This is a genomic window from Bradyrhizobium sp. McL0616, from assembly GCF_049993385.1.
Classification (GTDB): domain Bacteria; phylum Pseudomonadota; class Alphaproteobacteria; order Rhizobiales; family Xanthobacteraceae; genus Bradyrhizobium.
On record NZ_CP188255.1, the window covers coordinates 4,897,419 to 4,916,342 of the forward strand.

The 18,924-nt window shown below is 63.8% G+C and carries 18 protein-coding genes; 5 read left to right on the plus strand and 13 right to left on the minus strand.

The genetic code is table 11. The features are described from left to right. Positions 1 to 3 precede the first annotated feature (3 nt). A complete protein-coding gene (locus ACPPVR_RS23955) occupies positions 4 to 930 on the minus strand; it encodes a LysR family transcriptional regulator (protein ID WP_426609038.1) in 927 nt (308 codons plus the stop codon). 88 nt (positions 931 to 1,018) lie between these two features. Between ACPPVR_RS23955 and ACPPVR_RS23960 the strand changes: the two genes are divergently transcribed. Next, positions 1,019 to 1,894 carry an ABC transporter substrate-binding protein gene (locus tag ACPPVR_RS23960; protein WP_426609039.1) on the plus strand — a complete coding sequence of 292 codons (876 nt, stop codon included), beginning with the start codon at positions 1,019 to 1,021 and terminating at the stop codon, positions 1,892 to 1,894. Positions 1,895 to 2,103: 209 nt separating this feature from the next. Here the strand turns inward: ACPPVR_RS23960 and ACPPVR_RS23965 are convergent, their stop codons facing one another. The 6 genes from ACPPVR_RS23965 to ACPPVR_RS23990 form a co-directional block, all read right to left on the minus strand. Beyond that, on the minus strand, positions 2,104 to 3,846 hold the full coding sequence (locus ACPPVR_RS23965) for a hypothetical protein (RefSeq protein WP_426609040.1): 1,743 nt from the start codon (positions 3,844 to 3,846) through the stop codon (positions 2,104 to 2,106). A gap of 192 nt (positions 3,847 to 4,038) precedes the next feature. After that, positions 4,039 to 4,758 carry a haloacid dehalogenase type II gene (locus ACPPVR_RS23970; protein WP_426609041.1) on the minus strand — a complete coding sequence of 240 codons (720 nt, stop codon included), beginning with the start codon at positions 4,756 to 4,758 and terminating at the stop codon, positions 4,039 to 4,041. 72 nt (positions 4,759 to 4,830) lie between these two features. Continuing rightward, positions 4,831 to 5,832 carry a class II fructose-bisphosphatase gene (glpX, locus tag ACPPVR_RS23975; protein ID WP_426609042.1) on the minus strand — a complete coding sequence of 334 codons (1,002 nt, stop codon included), beginning with the start codon at positions 5,830 to 5,832 and terminating at the stop codon, positions 4,831 to 4,833. A 141-nt stretch (positions 5,833 to 5,973) separates the two neighbouring features. Continuing rightward, positions 5,974 to 7,290 (minus strand): homoserine dehydrogenase, encoded by a 1,317-nt coding sequence (locus ACPPVR_RS23980; RefSeq protein WP_426609043.1) that lies wholly within the window; start codon positions 7,288 to 7,290, stop codon positions 5,974 to 5,976. A 29-nt stretch (positions 7,291 to 7,319) separates the two neighbouring features. Next, on the minus strand, positions 7,320 to 8,540 hold the full coding sequence (locus ACPPVR_RS23985) for an LL-diaminopimelate aminotransferase (RefSeq protein WP_426616171.1): 1,221 nt from the start codon (positions 8,538 to 8,540) through the stop codon (positions 7,320 to 7,322). A gap of 254 nt (positions 8,541 to 8,794) precedes the next feature. Beyond that, positions 8,795 to 9,070 (minus strand): hypothetical protein, encoded by a 276-nt coding sequence (locus ACPPVR_RS23990; protein ID WP_426609044.1) that lies wholly within the window; start codon positions 9,068 to 9,070, stop codon positions 8,795 to 8,797. Positions 9,071 to 9,323: 253 nt separating this feature from the next. On the opposite strand from ACPPVR_RS23990, the gene ACPPVR_RS23995 reads away from it, so the two are divergent. After that, positions 9,324 to 11,132, plus strand: a complete 1,809-nt coding sequence (locus ACPPVR_RS23995; protein ID WP_426609045.1) for a PHA/PHB synthase family protein — start codon at positions 9,324 to 9,326, stop codon at positions 11,130 to 11,132. A 62-nt stretch (positions 11,133 to 11,194) separates the two neighbouring features. After that, the gene (locus ACPPVR_RS24000) at positions 11,195 to 11,593 is read left to right on the plus strand and encodes an MAPEG family protein (RefSeq protein WP_426609046.1); all 399 of its coding nucleotides are present in this window, start codon (positions 11,195 to 11,197) and stop codon (positions 11,591 to 11,593) included. A gap of 28 nt (positions 11,594 to 11,621) precedes the next feature. Here the strand turns inward: ACPPVR_RS24000 and ACPPVR_RS24005 are convergent, their stop codons facing one another. From ACPPVR_RS24005 to ACPPVR_RS24020, 4 genes are all read right to left on the minus strand, one after another. Then, a complete protein-coding gene (locus ACPPVR_RS24005; protein ID WP_426609047.1) occupies positions 11,622 to 12,215 on the minus strand; it encodes a class I SAM-dependent methyltransferase in 594 nt (197 codons plus the stop codon). A 28-nt stretch (positions 12,216 to 12,243) separates the two neighbouring features. Then, the gene (argC, locus tag ACPPVR_RS24010) at positions 12,244 to 13,227 is read right to left on the minus strand and encodes an N-acetyl-gamma-glutamyl-phosphate reductase (protein WP_426609048.1); all 984 of its coding nucleotides are present in this window, start codon (positions 13,225 to 13,227) and stop codon (positions 12,244 to 12,246) included. Continuing rightward, on the minus strand, positions 13,224 to 13,892 hold the full coding sequence (locus ACPPVR_RS24015; RefSeq protein ID WP_426609049.1) for an FMN-binding negative transcriptional regulator: 669 nt from the start codon (positions 13,890 to 13,892) through the stop codon (positions 13,224 to 13,226). The genes argC and ACPPVR_RS24015 overlap by 4 nt, the downstream gene beginning before the upstream one ends. A 224-nt stretch (positions 13,893 to 14,116) precedes the next feature. Continuing rightward, positions 14,117 to 14,647, minus strand: coding sequence for a DedA family protein (locus ACPPVR_RS24020; protein WP_426609050.1), 531 nt, complete (start codon positions 14,645 to 14,647; stop codon positions 14,117 to 14,119). A 271-nt stretch (positions 14,648 to 14,918) separates the two neighbouring features. On the opposite strand from ACPPVR_RS24020, the gene parE reads away from it, so the two are divergent. Both parE and ACPPVR_RS24030 read left to right on the plus strand, forming a co-directional pair. After that, positions 14,919 to 16,964, plus strand: coding sequence for a DNA topoisomerase IV subunit B (parE, locus tag ACPPVR_RS24025; protein ID WP_426609051.1), 2,046 nt, complete (start codon positions 14,919 to 14,921; stop codon positions 16,962 to 16,964). Positions 16,965 to 17,366: 402 nt separating this feature from the next. Then, entirely contained in the window at positions 17,367 to 18,149 is a 783-nt protein-coding gene (locus ACPPVR_RS24030) for an outer membrane protein (protein ID WP_426609052.1), read from the plus strand. A 62-nt stretch (positions 18,150 to 18,211) separates the two neighbouring features. On the opposite strand, the gene ACPPVR_RS24035 is transcribed toward ACPPVR_RS24030, so the two are convergent. Both ACPPVR_RS24035 and ACPPVR_RS24040 read right to left on the minus strand, forming a co-directional pair. Then, positions 18,212 to 18,487: a hypothetical protein gene (locus tag ACPPVR_RS24035; protein ID WP_426609053.1), complete on the minus strand. Its 276-nt coding sequence runs from the start codon at positions 18,485 to 18,487 to the stop codon at positions 18,212 to 18,214. A gap of 36 nt (positions 18,488 to 18,523) precedes the next feature. After that, on the minus strand, positions 18,524 to 18,844 hold the full coding sequence (locus ACPPVR_RS24040) for a hypothetical protein (protein ID WP_426609054.1): 321 nt from the start codon (positions 18,842 to 18,844) through the stop codon (positions 18,524 to 18,526). Positions 18,845 to 18,924: the final 80 nt, after the last annotated feature.

Consider the following 18,924-nt stretch of genomic DNA (forward strand, 5'->3'; position numbering starts at 1 on the left):
GCGCTAGGCGCGATTGCCGAACAGATCGAGCGTGATCGATCGCAGCCAGCGGTGAGCGGGGTCGCGATGGTAGCGCTCGTGCCAATATTGAGCGATCTCGATCCGCGGAAGCGCAACCGGGGTCTTGAACGCGGTCATTCCGAGCGGCCCGGCGACGATGGCGGCCAGATTGGCGGGCAAGGTCGCAACGCCATCGGTCTGCGAGGCGACGATCGCGCCCGCGATGAAACTCGGCACCTGCAACAGGATATTGCCGCGGGCGATCGCACGTGTGAGCACGCGCTGCGTCTCGAGATGGGCCGCATGTCCGGTCTCGGACGCGGTGATCAGGATGTGCTGCTCGTCGAGAAATCCCCGGCGTGTCCGCGCTTGCGCCGACCTCGGATGCCCTCGCCGAACCACGCTGGCATAGCCGTCGGAGTAGAGCCGTTGCGAGCGAAGATGCCCCGCCGCCCGCGGCAAGGCGCCGAGCGCAAGGTCCGCCTCCCCCGATTCCAGCTTGAGCGCAAAGTGCCGGGAGTCGAGCGGCATCGCACGTACCTGGATGCGCGGCGCGAGTTCGGCCATGCGCGCGACCAATGGCGGAAGGAACCGCACCATGCCGACGTCGGTCAAAAGCAGGCTGAAGGTCTTCTCCGAATTGCGTGGATCGAACGGCAGCCGCTCCTGCCACAGCGCATCTGCCATTTCGAGCAAGGCGCGGACCTGCGAGGCCATCTCGACGGCCCGCGCCGTTGGCTGAACGCCGCTGCCTCTGCGCACGAACAGGGGATCGTCGAAGCGCAGGCGCAATCGGGCCAGCACTTTGCTGACGGCCGGCTGCGTGGCGTCGAGGCTTGCGGCAGCACGCGTGATGCTGCCTTCGCGGGTCAGCGCGTCGAGCACGCGCAAATCGCGAAAGTCGATCCCGGAAGATTCCATTTTTGGCATATGAAACATTCCCCTTGAGCCATGGACTAAGCTTCGCCGTTTGCTATCCTGCAGTCAATCGAACGGCCACGCGAATACGGAGGAAGCCATGACCAAATTCGTGATCGAGTCTCACTTCCGCCTGCAGGAATGGGTGGCTGAGGAGAAGGGCTACTTCCGCGACGAAGGGCTCGACTACGAGTTTCGCGAGCTGATCCGCTCGACCGAAGGCCAGCACCACAACAAGGTCAATGAAGGCGCCTTCCAGAGCATCGAGAAGGGACGCAAGGCCGACGTCAGCTGCGCCTGCCACTGGACCGTCAACGTCGCCGCCTCGAACGGCCACGCCAAGCTTTACGCAGATGTCTATTCAGTCGCGCCTTCGGGTATCTTCGTTCCGGCCGACTCCAAAATACGCACGCCTTCCGACCTTGCGGGCGTCCCGATTTCGGTCGGCTTCCAGTCAGGCAGCCATTATTCGACCATCCAGGCGCTCGAGCCCTACCTCGCGCCCGGCCAGATCAATCTGACCTTCGAGGACGGCATGCTGTTTCGCCGGATGGAGCTGCTGTTCGAGGGCAAGAGCGAGGCCGCCGCGCTGTTCAACGGCCCCTATTATTTCGCCGAGCAGCTCGGCTATCGCAAGATCATCGACACCACCTTCATGATCGCGTCCATGATCAATGGCGATCCGGCGCCCGAGGACGTCATGCGCTATTTCCGCGCGCTGAAGAAAGCCCAGCGCGATATCGACATGCGCCCGGAGCTCTATACCCGCTACTACAAGAACGAATTTCCGGAGCGCTTCCACGCAGCCATGGATACGCGGCGCTGGGGGCCCGGCGAGCGGATCGTGTTCGAACCCTATTCGCGAGAGATCTACGAACAGTCGTTCGACTGGATCGAGAAGCACGGCATCTTCAAAGACGGCACGATGGGCGACGGCAGCTACGACAAGGCCACGGTCGCCTTCGGGAGGATTTGAGCGGCGGGCGAGCACGTGCGGCACAAGCGCGAGGAAGTCTTGCAGGTGGGGTTTGGGGGGCGGAGGCGAGTAAGCTCACGCTGAACATCGCGTGAGGGGCTAATACCGTCGTGCCCGAACGGCAGCTGCGGTGAAGACCCCTCACCGCACCCCTTTGCCTGAGAGACGGTCACACTTATCGTCTCATGCCGTCTTCACGTTTGCCCCGATCAACGGCAATCGTCGTCGTCGCGATCGCACGGGCGGCCGCCGTCATGGTCGTCCGCATCACGACCAAGTCCGGTCTCCGGCGTGAACGAAACGCCCCGGAGCGCTTCCGCGAAGCGCGCGGTGCGCACCGTGGTGAACGTCTCGCTCCCCGGCAGCGCAGTCGCGGCAAGCTTGTCCTTGATCATGACAAGCCTGTTCGGATCGGCGCCCTGGTCGCCGCCGCCACTCACGGTGGAGGTGATCGCCCAGATCGATGCCGTGCCGTCGGGATTGACGCGTCCGACGATGTTACGCAGGCCGTCGGTTGCGGGCGACCATGGCAGGCCGGTCGCAGCATTGTTGCCGGTCGGGTAGCCCCGCACGGTATAGGGTACGCCGAGACCAAGTCCAGCCTGCAGCGTGTAGCTCAGCTTCCAGGTCTTGGCCGTGTCGTCGAACACCCATTTCTGCAAGCCCGCTCCGGTCTGGGCTGCGGCGGCAGTGTAGGTGCTGGTCGCGGCACTGAAAGTATTGGTGCCGTCGCCCTCGTCGGCCACATAGAGCGTCTTGGCATCCGCGAACCAAACGCCGAACGGGAACGAGGTCGCTGTCTTGGCGAGATTGGTCGGGAAGCCCTTGAGCACGCACATATTGTAGGGCGTGACGCCGAGCGTCTGAAGCTTTGACGCATCATAGAAGATCGGCGTCGTCGGCAGCTTTGCCGATGCGCTAGGCAGACCGACGCCATTGGGGCATGCCAGCGGCTTGCCATTGGCGTCGAAGCCAGAGTTGTCGATGAAGTACACCGTGTTGATGCCGTTACCGCCGCTGCCTTTCGTCACATAGATCACGTCGTTGAACACGGTCAGGCCGCGGAAGTTGGTGTCCTTGCCAATCTTGTCCGCCTTCAGACTCAACTCGGTGACATTGAAACTGCCGGCCGGCGTCGGCAGGCCCGGATCAGGCTGGTCGACGAGCGAAGCTCTCGCAGCTGTCATGATCTGCGCGCCGGCGCCGATGATCACGCCATTCGGCTGAGGATTGCTGCCGTTGCCAGCGTTGCCGGTGGCATAGAACACGTTGGCGCCAGGCCGGTCGTTCAGGATAGCGGCGCGCCCGTTGTTGCCGCTGTAGGCGTTGGTCTTGGTGAAGCGGAAGCGGCCATGCTCGTCGACCGTCGCGATCACGCGCGAGAACGACGATGTCACCGGGTTGGTCGAATCGACGACGTCCGGCGTGTTGGAGTTGGACACGTCGATCGCGTCGATCGGAGCGATGTAGCCCATGAACGATACGCTGTGGCGATCGATCGAGAGGTTCAGCCCGATTTCGGACTTCGACGGAAAGCTCGTCACCATCTGGTCCTTGTTCGACGTGACGCCGTGCTGACCGCTGTTCGGCACTTCCAGCGACTGGACGCGATGGCCGTTCAGCCGCAGTTCGTCGAGCACGATCTTGGCCGTGATGCCAAAGGAGCTGTCGACCAGATCGTTGCTGAACACCATCGGATAGGTGCCGTCCGTGGTCGCCGCGGCGCAATTGGGCGTCACGCAGTTCGGCGGCAATTGGGTGACGCCAGCCGCGATGTTCGAAGCCTTGTTGTCATAGACCGCCCGGCTCAGGAGCAAATGGCCCGGGCGGAAATGAAAATCGTCCTGATCGGCCCGCGCCGGCATACTGGCCAGCGCGGTCGACGCGAGCAGGGCAGACACAAGCACGGCCCGCGGAAGTCCCACGAACGTGCGCAATCCTTTAACAGCCATTGGTGTTCTCCCAATTTTATGATTTTCGCAAGACGGGCGGCCGGCCAACTCACGGCTCGGTGCGCACGCAGTGTGCGAGCGGACTGTTACAGGAATGCGAATGAGATGCGACGCGCCTCAGCTTCCGCTCAGGGCGCGCGAACGCCCGACGGCTGACCGCAAAAGAGATATTAGTGAAATGCGGTGCCTAACCTAGCAGCCGAGCTGGTCGGCGACCCCACCAAAATCCTTGGCGACGATGTCCCAATTGCCGGTGGCTTCGAAATCGACCTTCTGCAACGGCCCGTATTCCGTCGGCCGCGCAACGAACGCCGTCTTCAGGCCGTTCTTCTGTGCGGCGGCGAGATCGCCATTGTGGGCGGCAACCATCATCACCTCTGCCGGCTTGAGGCAGAGCAGGCGCGCGGCGCCGAGATAGGCCTCGGGATCGGGCTTGTAGTGCTGGAACAGCTCGGCCGACATGATGAGGTCCCAGGGAAGCCCTGCGAACTTCGCCATGTTGGTGAGCAGCGCGACATTGCCGTTCGACAGCGGCGAGATCACGAATTTGGTCTTCAGCCGCGTCAGTCCGGCGACGCTATCGGGCCACGGATGCAGGCGATGCCAGCCCTTGGTGATGTAGTCGAGATCGGCCTCGGTCAGGCCCTTGATCGCAAACTTTTCGACCAGCTTCTCCAGGGAGCGGCGGTGCAGATCGTCGAGCATGACATAACCGCGCTCGGGATGTTTGCGCACGTCGTCCATGGAGGCCATGTACATGCCGCGCCAGCCGTCGACCAAAGCGGTCCAGTCGGCGCTGATGCCGCGGCCCTTCGCCCACCACATGAAGTCGGTGATCAGGCTGGTGCGCCAGTCCACAACGGTACCGAACACGTCGAACACCAGGGCTTTGACGGCGGTGAGATCGGACATGCGCGCTTCCCTTGTTCTTATCGTTGTCGTGCGGGGGAGCGCAGAGCGCGCCCCCGGAATGACGGCTGTGTATTAGTCGAGGTGGAACTTCGCCAGCTCGCGGTGCTCGGCCTTGATGTAGCGCACGGTGCCGGTGACGGAGCGCATCACGACCGTTTCGGTCTCGATCACGCCGTCCTTGCGGAACTTCACGCCCGACAGCAGCGAGCCGGTGGTGACACCGGTGGCGGCGAACAGGCAGTCGCCCCGCGCCATGTCCTCGATGCCGTAGATCATCTTGGGATCGTTGACGCCCATTGAGGCAGCACGCTCGCGCTTGTCGTCAGCGTCGAGGATGAGGCGACACTGCATCTGGCCGCCGATGCAGCGCAGCGCCACGGCTGCGAGCACGCCTTCCGGCGCGCCGCCGGTGCCGATATACATGTCGACGCCGGTGTTATCAGGGTCAGCGCAGTGGATCACACCGGCGACGTCGCCGTCGGTGATGAGGCGCACGGCCGCACCCGTCGAGCGCACGCTCTCGATGATGCCAGCGTGGCGCGGACGGTCGAGCACGAGCACGGTGATCCCTTCCGGCGCGACGCCCTTGGCCTTGGCGAGACGGCGGACGTTATCGGCCGGGGTGGCGTCGAGCTCGACCACGCCCTTGGCGTAACCGGGGCCGATCGCGAGCTTCTGCATGTAGACGTCGGGCGCGTGCAGCAGCGTGCCGCCGTCGGCCATCGCCATGGTGGCAATCGAGCCCGGCATGTTCTTGGCGCACAGCGTGGTGCCTTCGAGCGGGTCGACCGCGATGTCGACCTTCGGACCGGCGTTCATGCCGACCTTCTCGCCGATGAACAGCATCGGCGCCTCGTCGCGCTCGCCCTCGCCGATCACGATGGTGCCCTCGATCGGCAGCTTGTTCAGCTCGCGCCGCATCGCGTCCACCGCCGCCTGGTCGGCCGCCTTCTCATTGCCGTGCCCGCGCAGCCGCGCCGAAGACACCGCGGCCCGCTCCGTCACGCGCACGATTTCCAGTGTGAGAATGCGCTCGAGCAACGCGTGCGGCGGCACTGAAATATGGGTCGACATCTGGCTAACTCCTTCAACAGCTCTCGGCGGACGTTCGCCGCATCAATTCGCAACATCGCGGTTCGTTCGAACCGTGGTGTTGATGCTCTCTTTGAGCATGATCTTTCCGGAAAAACGCTTCACACTTTTCCGGATCATGCTCTAGTTCTTCTCGATCCGGATGACCTGCGGCCGTCCGCTGATCACCTTGTCGTGCTGCACGGCGGCGAGCGCCCGGCGCACCGCGTCCTCATGCGTGGCATAGGTAATCAGGATGACGGGCACGGGCACCGCCCTGCCATTTGCCGGCGCAGCACCGCCATTGGGATGACGCTGCACGATCGACTCGATCGAAATCTTCTGCTCCGCGAGCCGGGTCGCGATCGCCGCCGCGGTGCCCGGGAAATCGCGCGCCAAAAGGCGGATGTAGTAGCCGCCCTCGTGCCGCTCCATCGGCGCCTTCTTGGTGTCGCGCAGCTGCGAGATCGGCCGGCCGAACGGATTGGCGCGGATGCCGCGCGCAACATCGGCGATATCTGCGACGACGGCGGATGCGGTGGCCGCGCCGCCCGCACCGGGACCAACCAGCGTGATCGGCGGAATGCCCTCGCCATCGATCGTGACCGCATTGGTGACACCCATCACCTGCGCGATCGAGGAGGATTTTGGAACCATGGTCGGATGCACGCGCTGCTCGATGCCCTTGGCGGTGCGAACGGCAACGCCGAGCAGCTTGACGCGGTAACCGAGATCGGCCGCCGCGCGCAGATCTTCCGGCGCGATGGAGGAGATACCTTCGACATACACCGCGCTTTGAGCAACTTTCGTGCCGAAAGCGAGGCTGGCGAGAATGGCGAGTTTTTGCGCGGTGTCATGGCCGTCGACGTCGAAAGACGGATTGGCCTCGGCATAACCGAGCCGCTGCGCATCCTTCAGGCACTCGGCAAACGACAGGCCCTCCTGCTCCATGCGGGTCAGGATGTAATTGCAGGTGCCGTTGAGGATACCATAGACGCGGTTGACGCCGGTTCCCGCGAGACCTTCGCGCAACGTCTTGATGACGGGGATCGCAGCGCCGACCGCTGCCTCGTAATTCAGCGCCCCGCCGTGCTTTTCAGCGGCTTTGGCGAGCTTCAGGCCATGCTTGGCGAGCAACGCCTTGTTGGCGGTGACGACGGACTTGCCGGCGTTGAGCGCGGCCGCGACGGCCGAGAGCGCGGGATCGCCGGCGCCGCCCATCAGCTCGACGAAGCAGTCGATGCCGGGATGGGTTGCGAGCGCCATCGGATCCTTGACCCATTCGACGCCGCGCAGATCGACGCTGCGCTTCTTTGCCTTCGAGCGCGCGGTGACGGCGACGACGCGAATGCCGCGGCCGCTGCGGCCCGCGAGCACGCGGGCCTGGGTTTCAATCAAACGGACAACTTCGGCGCCCACGGTGCCGAGCCCCGCTATGCCCACTTTCAGGGGTGCGACCATGATGCTTTTCGAAAACCTGTCGAAGAGAATTAACGCCGGTTGGCGAGCGGAACGACGTTGTGCAACGTTTCGATGCCGCTTTCAAGGAAGCGGCGCACGCCGCGTGCGGCCTGCCTGATCCGTTGCTCGTTTTCCACCATGGCGATGCGGACATATCCTTCGCCATGCTCGCCGAAGCCGACGCCGGGCGACACCACGACGCCGGATTTCTCCACCATCAGGGTTGCAAACTGCATGCTGCCGACGCTGCGGAACGCTTCCGGAAGCGGTGCCCAGGCAAACATCGAGGCGTCCGGCGGCGGAATTTCCCAGCCGGCCCGGCCAAACGACTCCACCAGCGCCTCGCGGCGCTTGCGGTAGGTGTCACGCATCTCCTTGATGCAATCGTCAGGACCGTTCAGCGCGGCGGTCGCGGCGACCTGTACCGGCGTGAACGCGCCGTAGTCGAGATAGGATTTGACGCGGGCAAGTGCTGCGATCACGCGCTCATTGCCGACCGCAAAGCCCATGCGCCAGCCGGCCATCGAATAGGTCTTCGACATCGAGGTGAATTCGACGGTGACGTCGATCGCGCCCGGCACCTGGAGCACCGAGGGCGGCGGGTTGCTCTCGTCGAAATAGACCTCGGCATAAGCCAGATCGGACAGGATCAGGATCTCGTGCTTCTTAGCAAACGCGACCAGGTCCTTGTAGAAGTCGAGGCTCGCGACATAAGCGGTCGGGTTCGAGGGATAGCAGACGACCAGCGCCAAGGGCTTCGGGATCGAATACACGATCGCCCGCTCCACCGCCTCGAAGAACTCCGGCGTCGGCTCCGAGGGCACCGAGCGGATCACGCCGCCTGCCATCAGAAAGCCGAAGGCATGAATCGGGTAGCTCGGGTTCGGACAGAGGATGACGTCGCCGGGCGCGGTGATCGCCTGGGCCACGTTGGCAAAGCCCTCCTTCGAGCCGAGGGTGGCCACCACCTGGGTGTCCGGATTGAGCTTCACGCCGAAGCGGCGCTCGTAATAGGCGGCCTGGGCCCGGCGCAGCCCGGGGATGCCGCGCGAGGCCGAGTAGCGGTCGGTGCGCGGCTTGCCCAGCGTCTCCTTGAGCTTCTCCAGCACATGCGGCGGCGCCGGCAGGTCCGGGTTGCCCATGCCGAGGTCAATGATGTCGGCGCCGGCATTCCGCGCGGCCGCCTTGGCCCGGTTGACCTGCTCGAACACGTAAGGCGGAAGGCGGCGGATGCGGTAAAAATCGTCCATGGGTCCAGGCATCGGTTCTTGGGCTCCGGGCAACCGGTCAGGGCAGAATCAAGAGGCCATGACCGCCTCTCGGAAAGGCACCGCCTCCTCTGGCGAAAATCACTCAAAATCAATTATTTGGAGCGACTTTCGGCGGCGAGAGCTGAAGTTCTTCGCCCTGACTCTCGGCTGAATTAAGGTCTTTTAGCACGGAGTGGCGGAGGCGCCAGCGATTACCTTGCACCGCATCGCTCGCAGTCCCCGTAACTTGCCTCTTACTTGGCATCCTTGGCGGCGACGGCCTGGCGGTCACGGGCGGCGGCCAGCTCCGCCTCGATCTTGGCGCGCTGGTCAGGCGGGATGATTGCCTGATCACGGTCCGGAGGCAGATCGTGGACCGGAAGGTAGGCACCGGGCTCCCTGGGATGTGCCGGCGTGTCGGCAGCCGACATGTCCGCGAGCTGGCTCGAGCAGCCGCCCAGGGCGAGCGCCGCGATTAGCAGCGCGCCGCGGATCGGCAGCGTCTTTTGCAGGTCCCACAACGCCAACACTTGGGAAATCCCCTACTCGTCCCAATGCAAGGCTGCCGGAAGCTTATCCAACAACCTGCCCAAGCTCAAACCATTGCTGCCCACAAATGGTACGAGCGAGAAATCATCCAAGGCCCACGGCACGAGAGGTGCACTCCGATTGTGACGAAAGCAAGAAGCCGTATCGCAGTGCAGCACATCTTGGCGCGTGTTTAACGCCAAACATGCGAGCTTCGCGGTGACGAATACGGAATGAATCGTTACTGTCGCCTTCATGAGTACCGCCACGACCGACACGCCCAAATCTGATACGAAGTTCAATGCGGAAGCCTTCGCGATGAATCTCGCGCAGGCCATGGAGAGCGGCGGCAAGGCGCTCGCCGCATATCTGAAGCCGCGCGAAAGCGGCGAGGTGCAGGATCGTCCGCCGCCCGAGCTCGCCGAAGTCATCAAGACCTTCACGTCGGTCGCCGAATACTGGCTGTCGGATACATCGCGATCGTCCGATCTCCAGACCAAGCTGGCCAAGGATTATCTCGACCTCTGGGGCTCGGCGGCGCGCCGCATGGCCGGTCAGGACGCTGCGCCTGCGATCGCCCCCTCGCCGCGCGACAAGCGCTTTGCGGATGCGGAATGGAAGTCGAACCAGTTCTTCGATTTCATGATGCAGCTCTATCTGCTCACGACCAGATGGGCGCAGGAGCTGGTGCGTGATACCGAAGGGCTCGATCTGCCGACCCGCCGCAAGGCCGAGTTCTACGTCCAGCAGATCACCAACGCGATATCGCCGTCGAACTTCGTGCTGACCAATCCGGAAGTGCTGCGCGAGACGGTCGCAAGCAGCGGCGGCAATCTCGCGCGCGGCCTGAAGATGCTGGCCGAGGACATCGCCGCCGGCAAGGGCACGCTGAAGATCCGCCAGTCCAATCCGGACAACCTCGTCGTCGGCGTCAACATGGCGACGACACCTGGCAAGGTGATCTACCAGAACGAGATGATGCAGCTGATCCAGTATTCGCCGACCACGGAGAACGTGCTGCGCACGCCGCTCCTGATCGTGCCGCCCTGGATCAACAAGTTCTACATCCTCGATCTCAAGCCGGAGAAATCCTACATCAAGTGGTGCGTCGACCAGGGCATCACCGTGTTCGTGATTTCATGGGTCAATCCCGACAAGCGGCTCGGCGCCAAGAGCTGGGAGGACTACATGAAGGAAGGCCCGCTCACGGCGATGGACGTGATCGAGCGGGTCACCGGCGAGATGAAGGTGCACGCTGCCGGCTATTGCGTCGGCGGCACGATGCTCGCGACCACGCTGGCCTGGCTCGCCGAGAAGCGCCGCCAGCGTGTGACCTCGGCGACGTTCTTCGCAGCGCAAGTCGACTTCACCCATGCCGGCGATCTGCTCGTCTTCGTCGACGAGGAGCAGATCGCGGCGCTCGAGCAGGACATGAAGGCGTCCGGCGTGCTCGAAGGCTCCAAGATGGCGATGGCCTTCAACATGCTGCGCTCCAACGATTTGATCTGGTCCTACGTCGTCAGCAACTATCTGAAGGGCCAGCAGCCGAGCGCGTTCGACCTGTTGCACTGGAATTCGGACGCCACGCGGATGACCGCGTCGAACCATTCCTACTACTTACGCAACTGCTATCTGGAGAACCGGCTGTCGACGGGCACCATGGTGCTCGACAACACCCTGCTCGACCTCTCCAAGGTCAAGGTGCCCGTCTACAACCTTGCCACCCGCGAGGACCACATCGCGCCGGCGGAATCGGTGTTGTACGGCTCGCAATTCTTCGGCGGGCCGGTGAAATACGTGCTGTCCGGCTCCGGCCACATCGCCGGCGTCGTCAATCCGCCCGCCTCGAACAAGTACCAGTACTGGACCAACGACAACGTCAAGGACGTCAACGTCGCCCAGTGGATGAAGGATGCGGTGGAGCACAAGGGCTCGTGGTGGCCGGACTGGCGCGAATGGCTGGGCGGGCTCGATCCGGAGGAAGTCCCGGCGCGCAGCGTCGGCAGCGAGGCGCTGCCCGCGATCGAGGACGCCCCCGGCAGCTATGTCAGGGTTCGCGCATAGCGGAATCTTTCTCGCTTGTATAAGCTCGCTTTCAGCACAGCGATGACAGAGGGGACCGGACTATGACGCGCGAATTGTTCTGGCTGACGTGTACGGTGATCCTGACCGGAATTCTCTGGGTTCCCTACACCATCAATCGCTGCCAGATTCGAGGTCTCGGTGGCGCCATGGCCAATCCCTCGCGCGGCGACAAGCCGCAATCGGAGTGGGCGAACCGCCTGATGTTCGCGCATGACAACGCGGTCGAGAACCTCGTGCTGTTCGCGCCGCTGGTGCTGATCCTGAACGCGATCGATTATTCCTCGAAATGGACGGTGCTCGCGTGCGCCGTCTATTTCTGGTCACGCGTCGCGCATCTGATCGTCTACGCGATGGGGGTCCCGGTGTTCCGCACGCTGGCCTTCACCGTCGGCTTCCTGGCGCAGGCCGTACTGGCGCTGGCGATTTTCAAGGTGGTTTGAGGCAACCCAAGCGAGGGATTCCCGACGATCAGCCGGCCGCTTTGCGGACGACGAGATTGAGCATGTTGGCCGGCGTCTGATCAAAGCTCTGGATCACGGATGTCTCCGACGACAGCGTGATCCACGGACCCGCGCTGGCGTAGGTCGCTTCCAGCCAATCGGGCGAAACATAACTGTAGTAGCGCCCGAGGCTGTCGCGACCATCGCTCTCGCCCATCTTGTAGCTGGCGTAGAACACGCCCGACGGCTTCAGCGCCCGATGAATCCGCCCGAGAATGCCGGCGAGTTCGTCGCGGGGCACGTGCAGCAGACAGGCGCTGGCCCAGACGCCGTCATAGGCCTGTTGCGTCTCCAGTTCGTCGAACCGCATCGCTTCGACGGGATGGCCGAGCCGCCCCGCGGCGATCTCGGCCATTTCAGGCGAGCCGTCGGTCGCGCGCACCGAAAAACCTTCGGCCAGCATCACCGCCGAATGATTGCCGGCGCCGCAGCCGAGCTCGAGGATCGCACCACCTCGCGGCAGCAGAGCGAGAAAGCCCCGCAACCGCGTCGAGGGCGCCTTGGCCCAGTCCGCATAGGACTGGGCGTTGCTCCGATAGAATTGCAGCGTGCTCTCGTCCATGGCGTCACTCGCTCGGGGAGGCGCAGCCCTACGCCTCCGGCAATCCCAGCATTAGCCGCATGTTCTGCACGGCCGCACCCGAGGCGCCCTTGCCGAGATTGTCGAGCCGCGCGACCAGCACCGCCTGGTGGTACTTGTCGCTGGCGAAGACATAGAGCTCGAGCATGTTGGTCTCGTTGAGCGCCTCCGGTTCGAGCTTGCCGCCCTTGGTCGTCTCGTTCTGAAGCGGCATCACCGAAACGTATTTCGAGCCGGCATAGCGCTTGGCCAGCGCGGCCTGCAGATCGGCGCCGCTGGGCTTGCCCGGCAGCGTGTCGAGCTGGAGCGGCACCGACACCAGCATGCCCTGCCGGTAATTGCCGACCGAGGGAATGAAGATCGGCCGCCGCGTCAGGTTCGAATAAAGCTGCATCTCCGGCAAATGCTTGTGCTCGAAGCCGAGGCCGTAGAGCTCGAACGACGCCGCGCTGCCGTCTTCAAAGCTCGCGATCATCGACTTGCCGCCGCCGGAATAGCCGCTCACCGCGTTCACGGTGACGGGATAGTCAGGCGGCAGCAGGCCGGCATCGACGATCGGCCGCAGCAGCGCGATCGCGCCGGTCGGATAGCAGCCCGGGTTGGAGACCTTTTTCGCGGCCTTGATCTTGGCGGCCTGGTCGGGCGCCAGCTCCGGGAAGCCGTACGCCCAGTCGGGTGCGACCCGGTAGGCGGTCGAGGCGTCCAGCACCTTCGGGCCCGAGGCGCCCATGCTGTCGATGAGCGCGACCGTCTCCTTGGCGGCATCGTCAGGCAGGCAGAGGATGACGAGATCGACCTCCTCCATCAGCGCCTTCTTGGCCGCGGGGTCCTTGCGCTTGTCGTCGGGGATGGTTTTCACCACGACGTCGCTCTGAAGCTTCAGCCGTTCGTTGATACCGAGCCCGGTGGTGCCGGAGCCGCCGTCGACGAAAACGGTGGCGAGCTTTTTGGCAGCGCCGGAGGTCGGGGCTTTGGTGGTTTCCGTGAGGCTCATGGCGCGCTCCTTTCGAGCTTGTTGGTTTCGTCCGCGAAGGCTTCCGGCCTCACGTCCTGCATCAGTTGCGCGATCTCCTTCGCATCGGCATGGACTTCCGCGCCGAGCGCATTGGCGATCGCCGTATAGTCGGCGTCGGACTTTTGCTGGTTGAGCTTGAAGCTGCCTTCGACCTCTTCAACCGTCATCACCAGACCCACGATCGCCTTCTTCATCGCTTCGAGCCGTCCGGCCGTCATCTTGCCCGACGTCCACGGCTTCTTCGGCAGCAGCCAATTCTCGAACTTGTCGCTGAGCGTGTCGACCTGCACCGACAGCTCGTCGTCCGACAACAGCCGCACCGGCCCGCTCAAATGCACCGACTGGTAGAGCCAGGTCGGCACCTGATCCGGCGAGACGTACCAGTCCGGCGATACATAGGCATCGGGGCCGTTGACCGCGAGCAGCCAGGAGATCGCGCCGTCCGCAAGCTTTAGCAGCGGATTGTGACGAGCAACGTGAAAGGCGGCATGCGGCGTCCCGTCAGCGGCATAGGTCAGATAGAACGGCAGCGACGAGGCGATTGGCTTCTTGCCGTCGAAAGCACACATGGTGCCGAAGCCGCGCTCGTCGGCGAATTTCAGGCTCGCCGCGCGGTCCTGCTTGAAAAAGGGTGGCGTGTACATCGTGGTCTCCTGCTGGGCCTTCGTGGGGCCGCCGGATCAGATCGCGCTGACAGGAGAGAGAATGCCGCGGATCGGGTCCAGCGGCAAAGACGATGATCTCAAACGCGATCGACCGCCCAAACCGCTAAAGAGCGGCGGCGGCGACGGGCGAACATGATGGTCGCAGCGTTGATCATGGCCGGCGGCTATAAGGCCAGCCGCGGTTTTCGTCAAGGTTCAAGGCGTCAGATCACCCGCCAGAGCCATTCCATGATCTTCGCGATCACGTCGCCGAACAGCAGCAGTGCCGCCGACCAGACCAGCGCAGAGACGAAATTGGCGGCCTGGAAACTCCAATAGGGCATTTCGAAAATGCCGGCGGCGAGCGGCACCGAGGCCCGCAAGGGGCCGAAGAAGCGGCCGATGAAGATGCTGGGCACGCCCCAACTGCGCACGAAGGCCTCGCCCTTGGGGAGCAGTTCCGGATAGCGCGAGAGCGGCCACAACTGTGCGACCTGCTCCTTGTAGCGATAGCCGAACCAGTAGGAGACCCAGTCGCCCAGCGCCGCACCGATGCCGCCGGCAATCCAGACCGGATAGAAGCTGATGCCACTCACCCCGATCAGGGCGCCGATGGCGACCAGCGCGCCCCACGCCGGGATCAGGAGCGAGATGAAGGCGAGCGACTCCCCGAAGGCCAGCAGGAACACGATCGGGGCCGCCCAGGCCTGGTGAGCGCGCACGAAATCGGCCAGTGCGTGCGCATACTGCTCCATTCCAGATAGCCTTCCCGCCCCGCCTCGAGGCCTGCTCGATGAAAAGCACTGGTAAGCCAGGGACTTGTGTGACATCAAGTCACAAAGCCCGGTCCAGGCCGGACGGGCATGTCAAATTGCCGGGAATTGGCGGGCCGGCGGCGTAAAATCGCCAGGATTGGCTCCCAACCCCACTGCTCGGCCGCCACGCGGTGACCTTTCTAAGCCAGAAGTGGCATAGTCGGCCCAACCGATTCGCCGCTCGCGCGGCCCTCAAAGTGCATCAAGATACATGTCCAAACAGTTGAAGCCCAAGGCAAAAGACGACTTTTTCGGCGGTAATGAGCCGAAGTCGCGCGCGCCCGCCAAGACGGCCTCGCGAGCTGGCGGCGCCGAAGCCGACTACACGGCGGCCGACATCGAGGTGCTCGAAGGCCTGGAGCCGGTCCGACGCCGGCCCGGAATGTATATCGGCGGTACCGACGAGAAGGCGCTGCATCACCTCTTCGCCGAAGTCATCGACAACTCGATGGACGAAGCACTGGCCGGGCACGCGACCTTCATCGGGGTCGAGCTCAGCGCCGACGGTTTCCTGACCGTCACCGACAACGGCCGCGGCATCCCCGTCGATCCGCATCCGAAGTTTCCGAAGAAGTCGGCACTCGAAGTCATCATGTGCACCCTGCATTCGGGCGGCAAGTTCGACTCCAAGGTCTACGAGACCTCCGGCGGTTTGCACGGCGTCGGCATCTCCGTGGTGAACGCCCTCTCCTCCCTGCTCGAGGTCGAGGTCGCGCGCAGCCAGAAGCTCTACCGCATGACATTCGAGCGCGGGCACCCGAAGGGCAAGCTCGAGGATCTCGGCAAGATCAACAACCGCCGCGGCACCCGCGTGCGCTTCAAGCCCGATACCGACATCTTTGGCGCCAAGGCCGCGTTCAAGCCACAGCGCCTGTTCAAGATGACGCGCTCGAAGGCGTATCTGTTCGGCGGCGTCGAGATCCGCTGGAACTGTTCGCCCGAACTCCTGAAGGGCGTCGAGGACGTGCCGGCGGAAGCGACCTTCCATTTCCCCGGCGGTCTCAAGGATTATCTCGCCGCCGCCATCCACGCCGATACGCTGGTGCATCCCGATATCTTCTCCGGCAAATCGGGGCGCAACGGCGCGCATGGCGCCTGCGAATGGGCGGTCGCCTGGACCGCGGATGCCGATGGCTTCCTCTCGTCATACACCAACACCGTGCCGACACCCGATGGCGGCACGCATGAATCCGGTTTGCGCAGCGCGCTCTTGCGCGGCCTGAAAGACCACGCCGAACGCGTCGGCCAGGGCAAGCGCGCGTCCTCGATCACCTCGGAAGACGTCATGGTCGGCGCCGCCGTGATGCTTTCGGTGTTCGTGCGCGAGCCAGAATTCCAGGGCCAGACCAAGGATCGCCTCGCTACTGCCGAAGCGCAGCGTATCGTCGAACAGGCGATGAAGGATCCGTTCGACCATTGGCTCTCGGGCAATCCGAACATGGCCAACCGGCTGCTCGACTTCGTGGTTGATCGCGCCGAGGAACGGCTGCGCCGGCGTCAGGAGAAAGAAACCGCGCGCAAGACCGCCGGCAAGAAGCTGCGCCTGCCCGGCAAGCTCGCCGATTGCAGCGATGCGGGCCTGGACGGCTCAGAACTCTTCATCGTCGAGGGCGACTCGGCCGGCGGCAGCGCCAAGCAGGCGCGCGACCGCAAGACCCAGGCCGTGCTGCCGCTGCGCGGCAAGATCCTCAACGTCGCCTCCGCCGGCAAGGACAAGCTGACCGCGAACGCCCAGCTCGCCGACCTCGTGCAGGCGATCGGCTGCGGCATGCTCGCGCAGTATCGCGAAGAGGATTTGCGCTATCAGCGCATCATCATCATGACCGACGCCGACGTCGACGGCGCCCACATCGCCTCGCTGCTGATCACGTTCTTCTACCGGCAGATGCCGCGGCTGATCGACGAAGGACACCTCTTCATCGCGGTGCCGCCACTCTACAAGCTGACCCACGGCACGAAGTCGATCTACGCCCGCGACGACGCGCACAAGGCGGCGCTGATCAAGAGCGAGTTCAACGCCAACGCCAAGGTCGAGGTGAACCGCTTCAAAGGCCTCGGCGAGATGATGCCGGCGCAGCTCAAGGAGACCACCATGGATCCGGCCAAGCGGACCATGCTCAAGGTGGTGCTGCTCGCCGACGACCGCGACACCACGGCCGATTCCGTGGAGCGCCTGATGGGCACCAAGGCCGAGGCGCGATTCGCGTTCATCTCGGACAAGGCTGAGTTCGCCAATGACGATCTGCTCGACGTCTGAGGCCACGATTTCTCGTCAAAAAGCCCCGGCTTGAGGCCGGGGCTTTTTTATTTGTGGTGACGGTGCCGCTTTTTCTCCGGCGATTCTCCCGAGCGAGCCCGACTCGGCCAACGACTCACCGGCGCGAAGGGTGAGGCAGGACTGCCTCCATTTCGGACAAAGGCGAATTGCTAACGAAAACCTACCCGCAACCGAACTCCAGAAATCTTCTTAAACTATTGAATTGATGTCATTTTTTACGAAGCAGGCGACAGCTCCTCAAAACCCGGCCGACCGGCGTTTTCCGGCGACTGTGCCTGCGGTGCAACAGCATTCCGGCGCGAAACGTCTATAGTCCGGGCATCAGATGACACGAACTTCAGTGCGCTCGCGCCTGCTACAGACCAAGTTGGGGATTTTATCATGAAGAAGATTTTGCTGGCTCTGACCGCGGTTGCGGCGATGACTGGTTCGGCCTCGGCGGCCGACCTCGCGGCCCGTCCGTATGTGAAGGCTCCGGTGATTGCGCCGATCGCAAACTGGACCGGCTTCTACATCTTCGGTGGCGCCGGCGGTGGCGTCTCCGACGCCGACCAGCACGTCCAGACCACGGTCGGTGCGATTCCGTTGACGATCGATCAGCGCCAGGGCGGTTCGGGCTGGTTCGGCACCGTCGGTCTCGGCTACGACTGGCAGTTCAGCGGCACCTGGGTCGCTGGCGTGTTCGCTGACGGTCAGTTCGGCAGCATCCGCGCCACCATCCAGGATCCGACCATTGGCATCACCGGCACCCAGAAGCTGGAAGATTCCTGGGCCGCTGGTGTGCGCCTCGGTTATCTGGTCGCCCCGAACGTTCTCTCCTACGTCAACGGCGGTTACTCTGGCGCCCACTTCGGCCAGACCAACTTCATGACCCTGGCCGGCGTTCCGAATGGTACCCACCTCGGCAGCTACAACCGCAACGGCTGGTTCGTCGGCGGCGGCGTCGAGAACAACCTGAACATCTTCGGCATCTCCTCGCCCGGCTGGTTCATGAAGACCGAATACCGTTCGGCCTTCTACAACGCCAAGACCTCCGACGAGCTGACCAATGTCGGCAACCTTCCGGTCGGCAACAGCATCCGCGCCAACAGCTGGAACCAGACGATCTCGACCTCGCTGGTCTACCGCTTCAACTGGACCGGTCCGGTCGTCGCCAAGTATTGATCTGATCTAACTTCAGACGTCAAAGCCCCGGCATCGCCGGGGCTTTTTCGTTTTGGAGAGATCTAGCGCGCAGCGCTCGCTTTCAGCGACCGGTACGCCTCTGCGAGCTGGCTCTCGATCCTGATCCAGTCAGCCTCCGTGATCGCCTCGGCCCGCGCATCGCGAAATGCCATGGCTTCGGCTCGCACGATGCCGAATTGTTTGATCCCGGCTTCGTCCGGGCTCTTGCCATGGGTCAGCGCCGCGACGCGCGCGATAGTCAGGCCATAGTCGCGCGGGGCTGCCGCTTCGCGGCGTGCCTGCCACCAGTCGAGCTCGAGGCGGGCCGCCTCCCCCACGTCGAACGCCGCGGGCGCGGCAGGCGCAAAATCGCGCTAAAACGCCAGGAGGGCTGGCAGGGCCGCATCGGCCTCCCAGCGTGACCGCGTCGGCTGGAACGTCCTGGCGGCCTCGGCCGCGCAAAACGCGACATGCAGGCTCCTGAACGGAGAAAAGCCGAACTGCGTCCGGGTCGATTCGTAGAGGTGGTAGAACAGCGCGGCATAGCGCTTGTCGTAATAGTCGCGCCACATCGCGGTCTCCAGCCGCGCCATGTCGGCCGAATCGAACGCTCGCGGATCCGCCCGGCGCGGAACCGTGGCATAGGCCGCAACCAGCGCGGCTGCGAGCGCGACACCCGCGATGATCTTGCGCACGGGCATACGTCCTCCCCGCGGTCCTGCGTCCGCAGCCATTGTATCCGAACCGAAGCTACGGCTAGTCTGGCCGCAAGTTT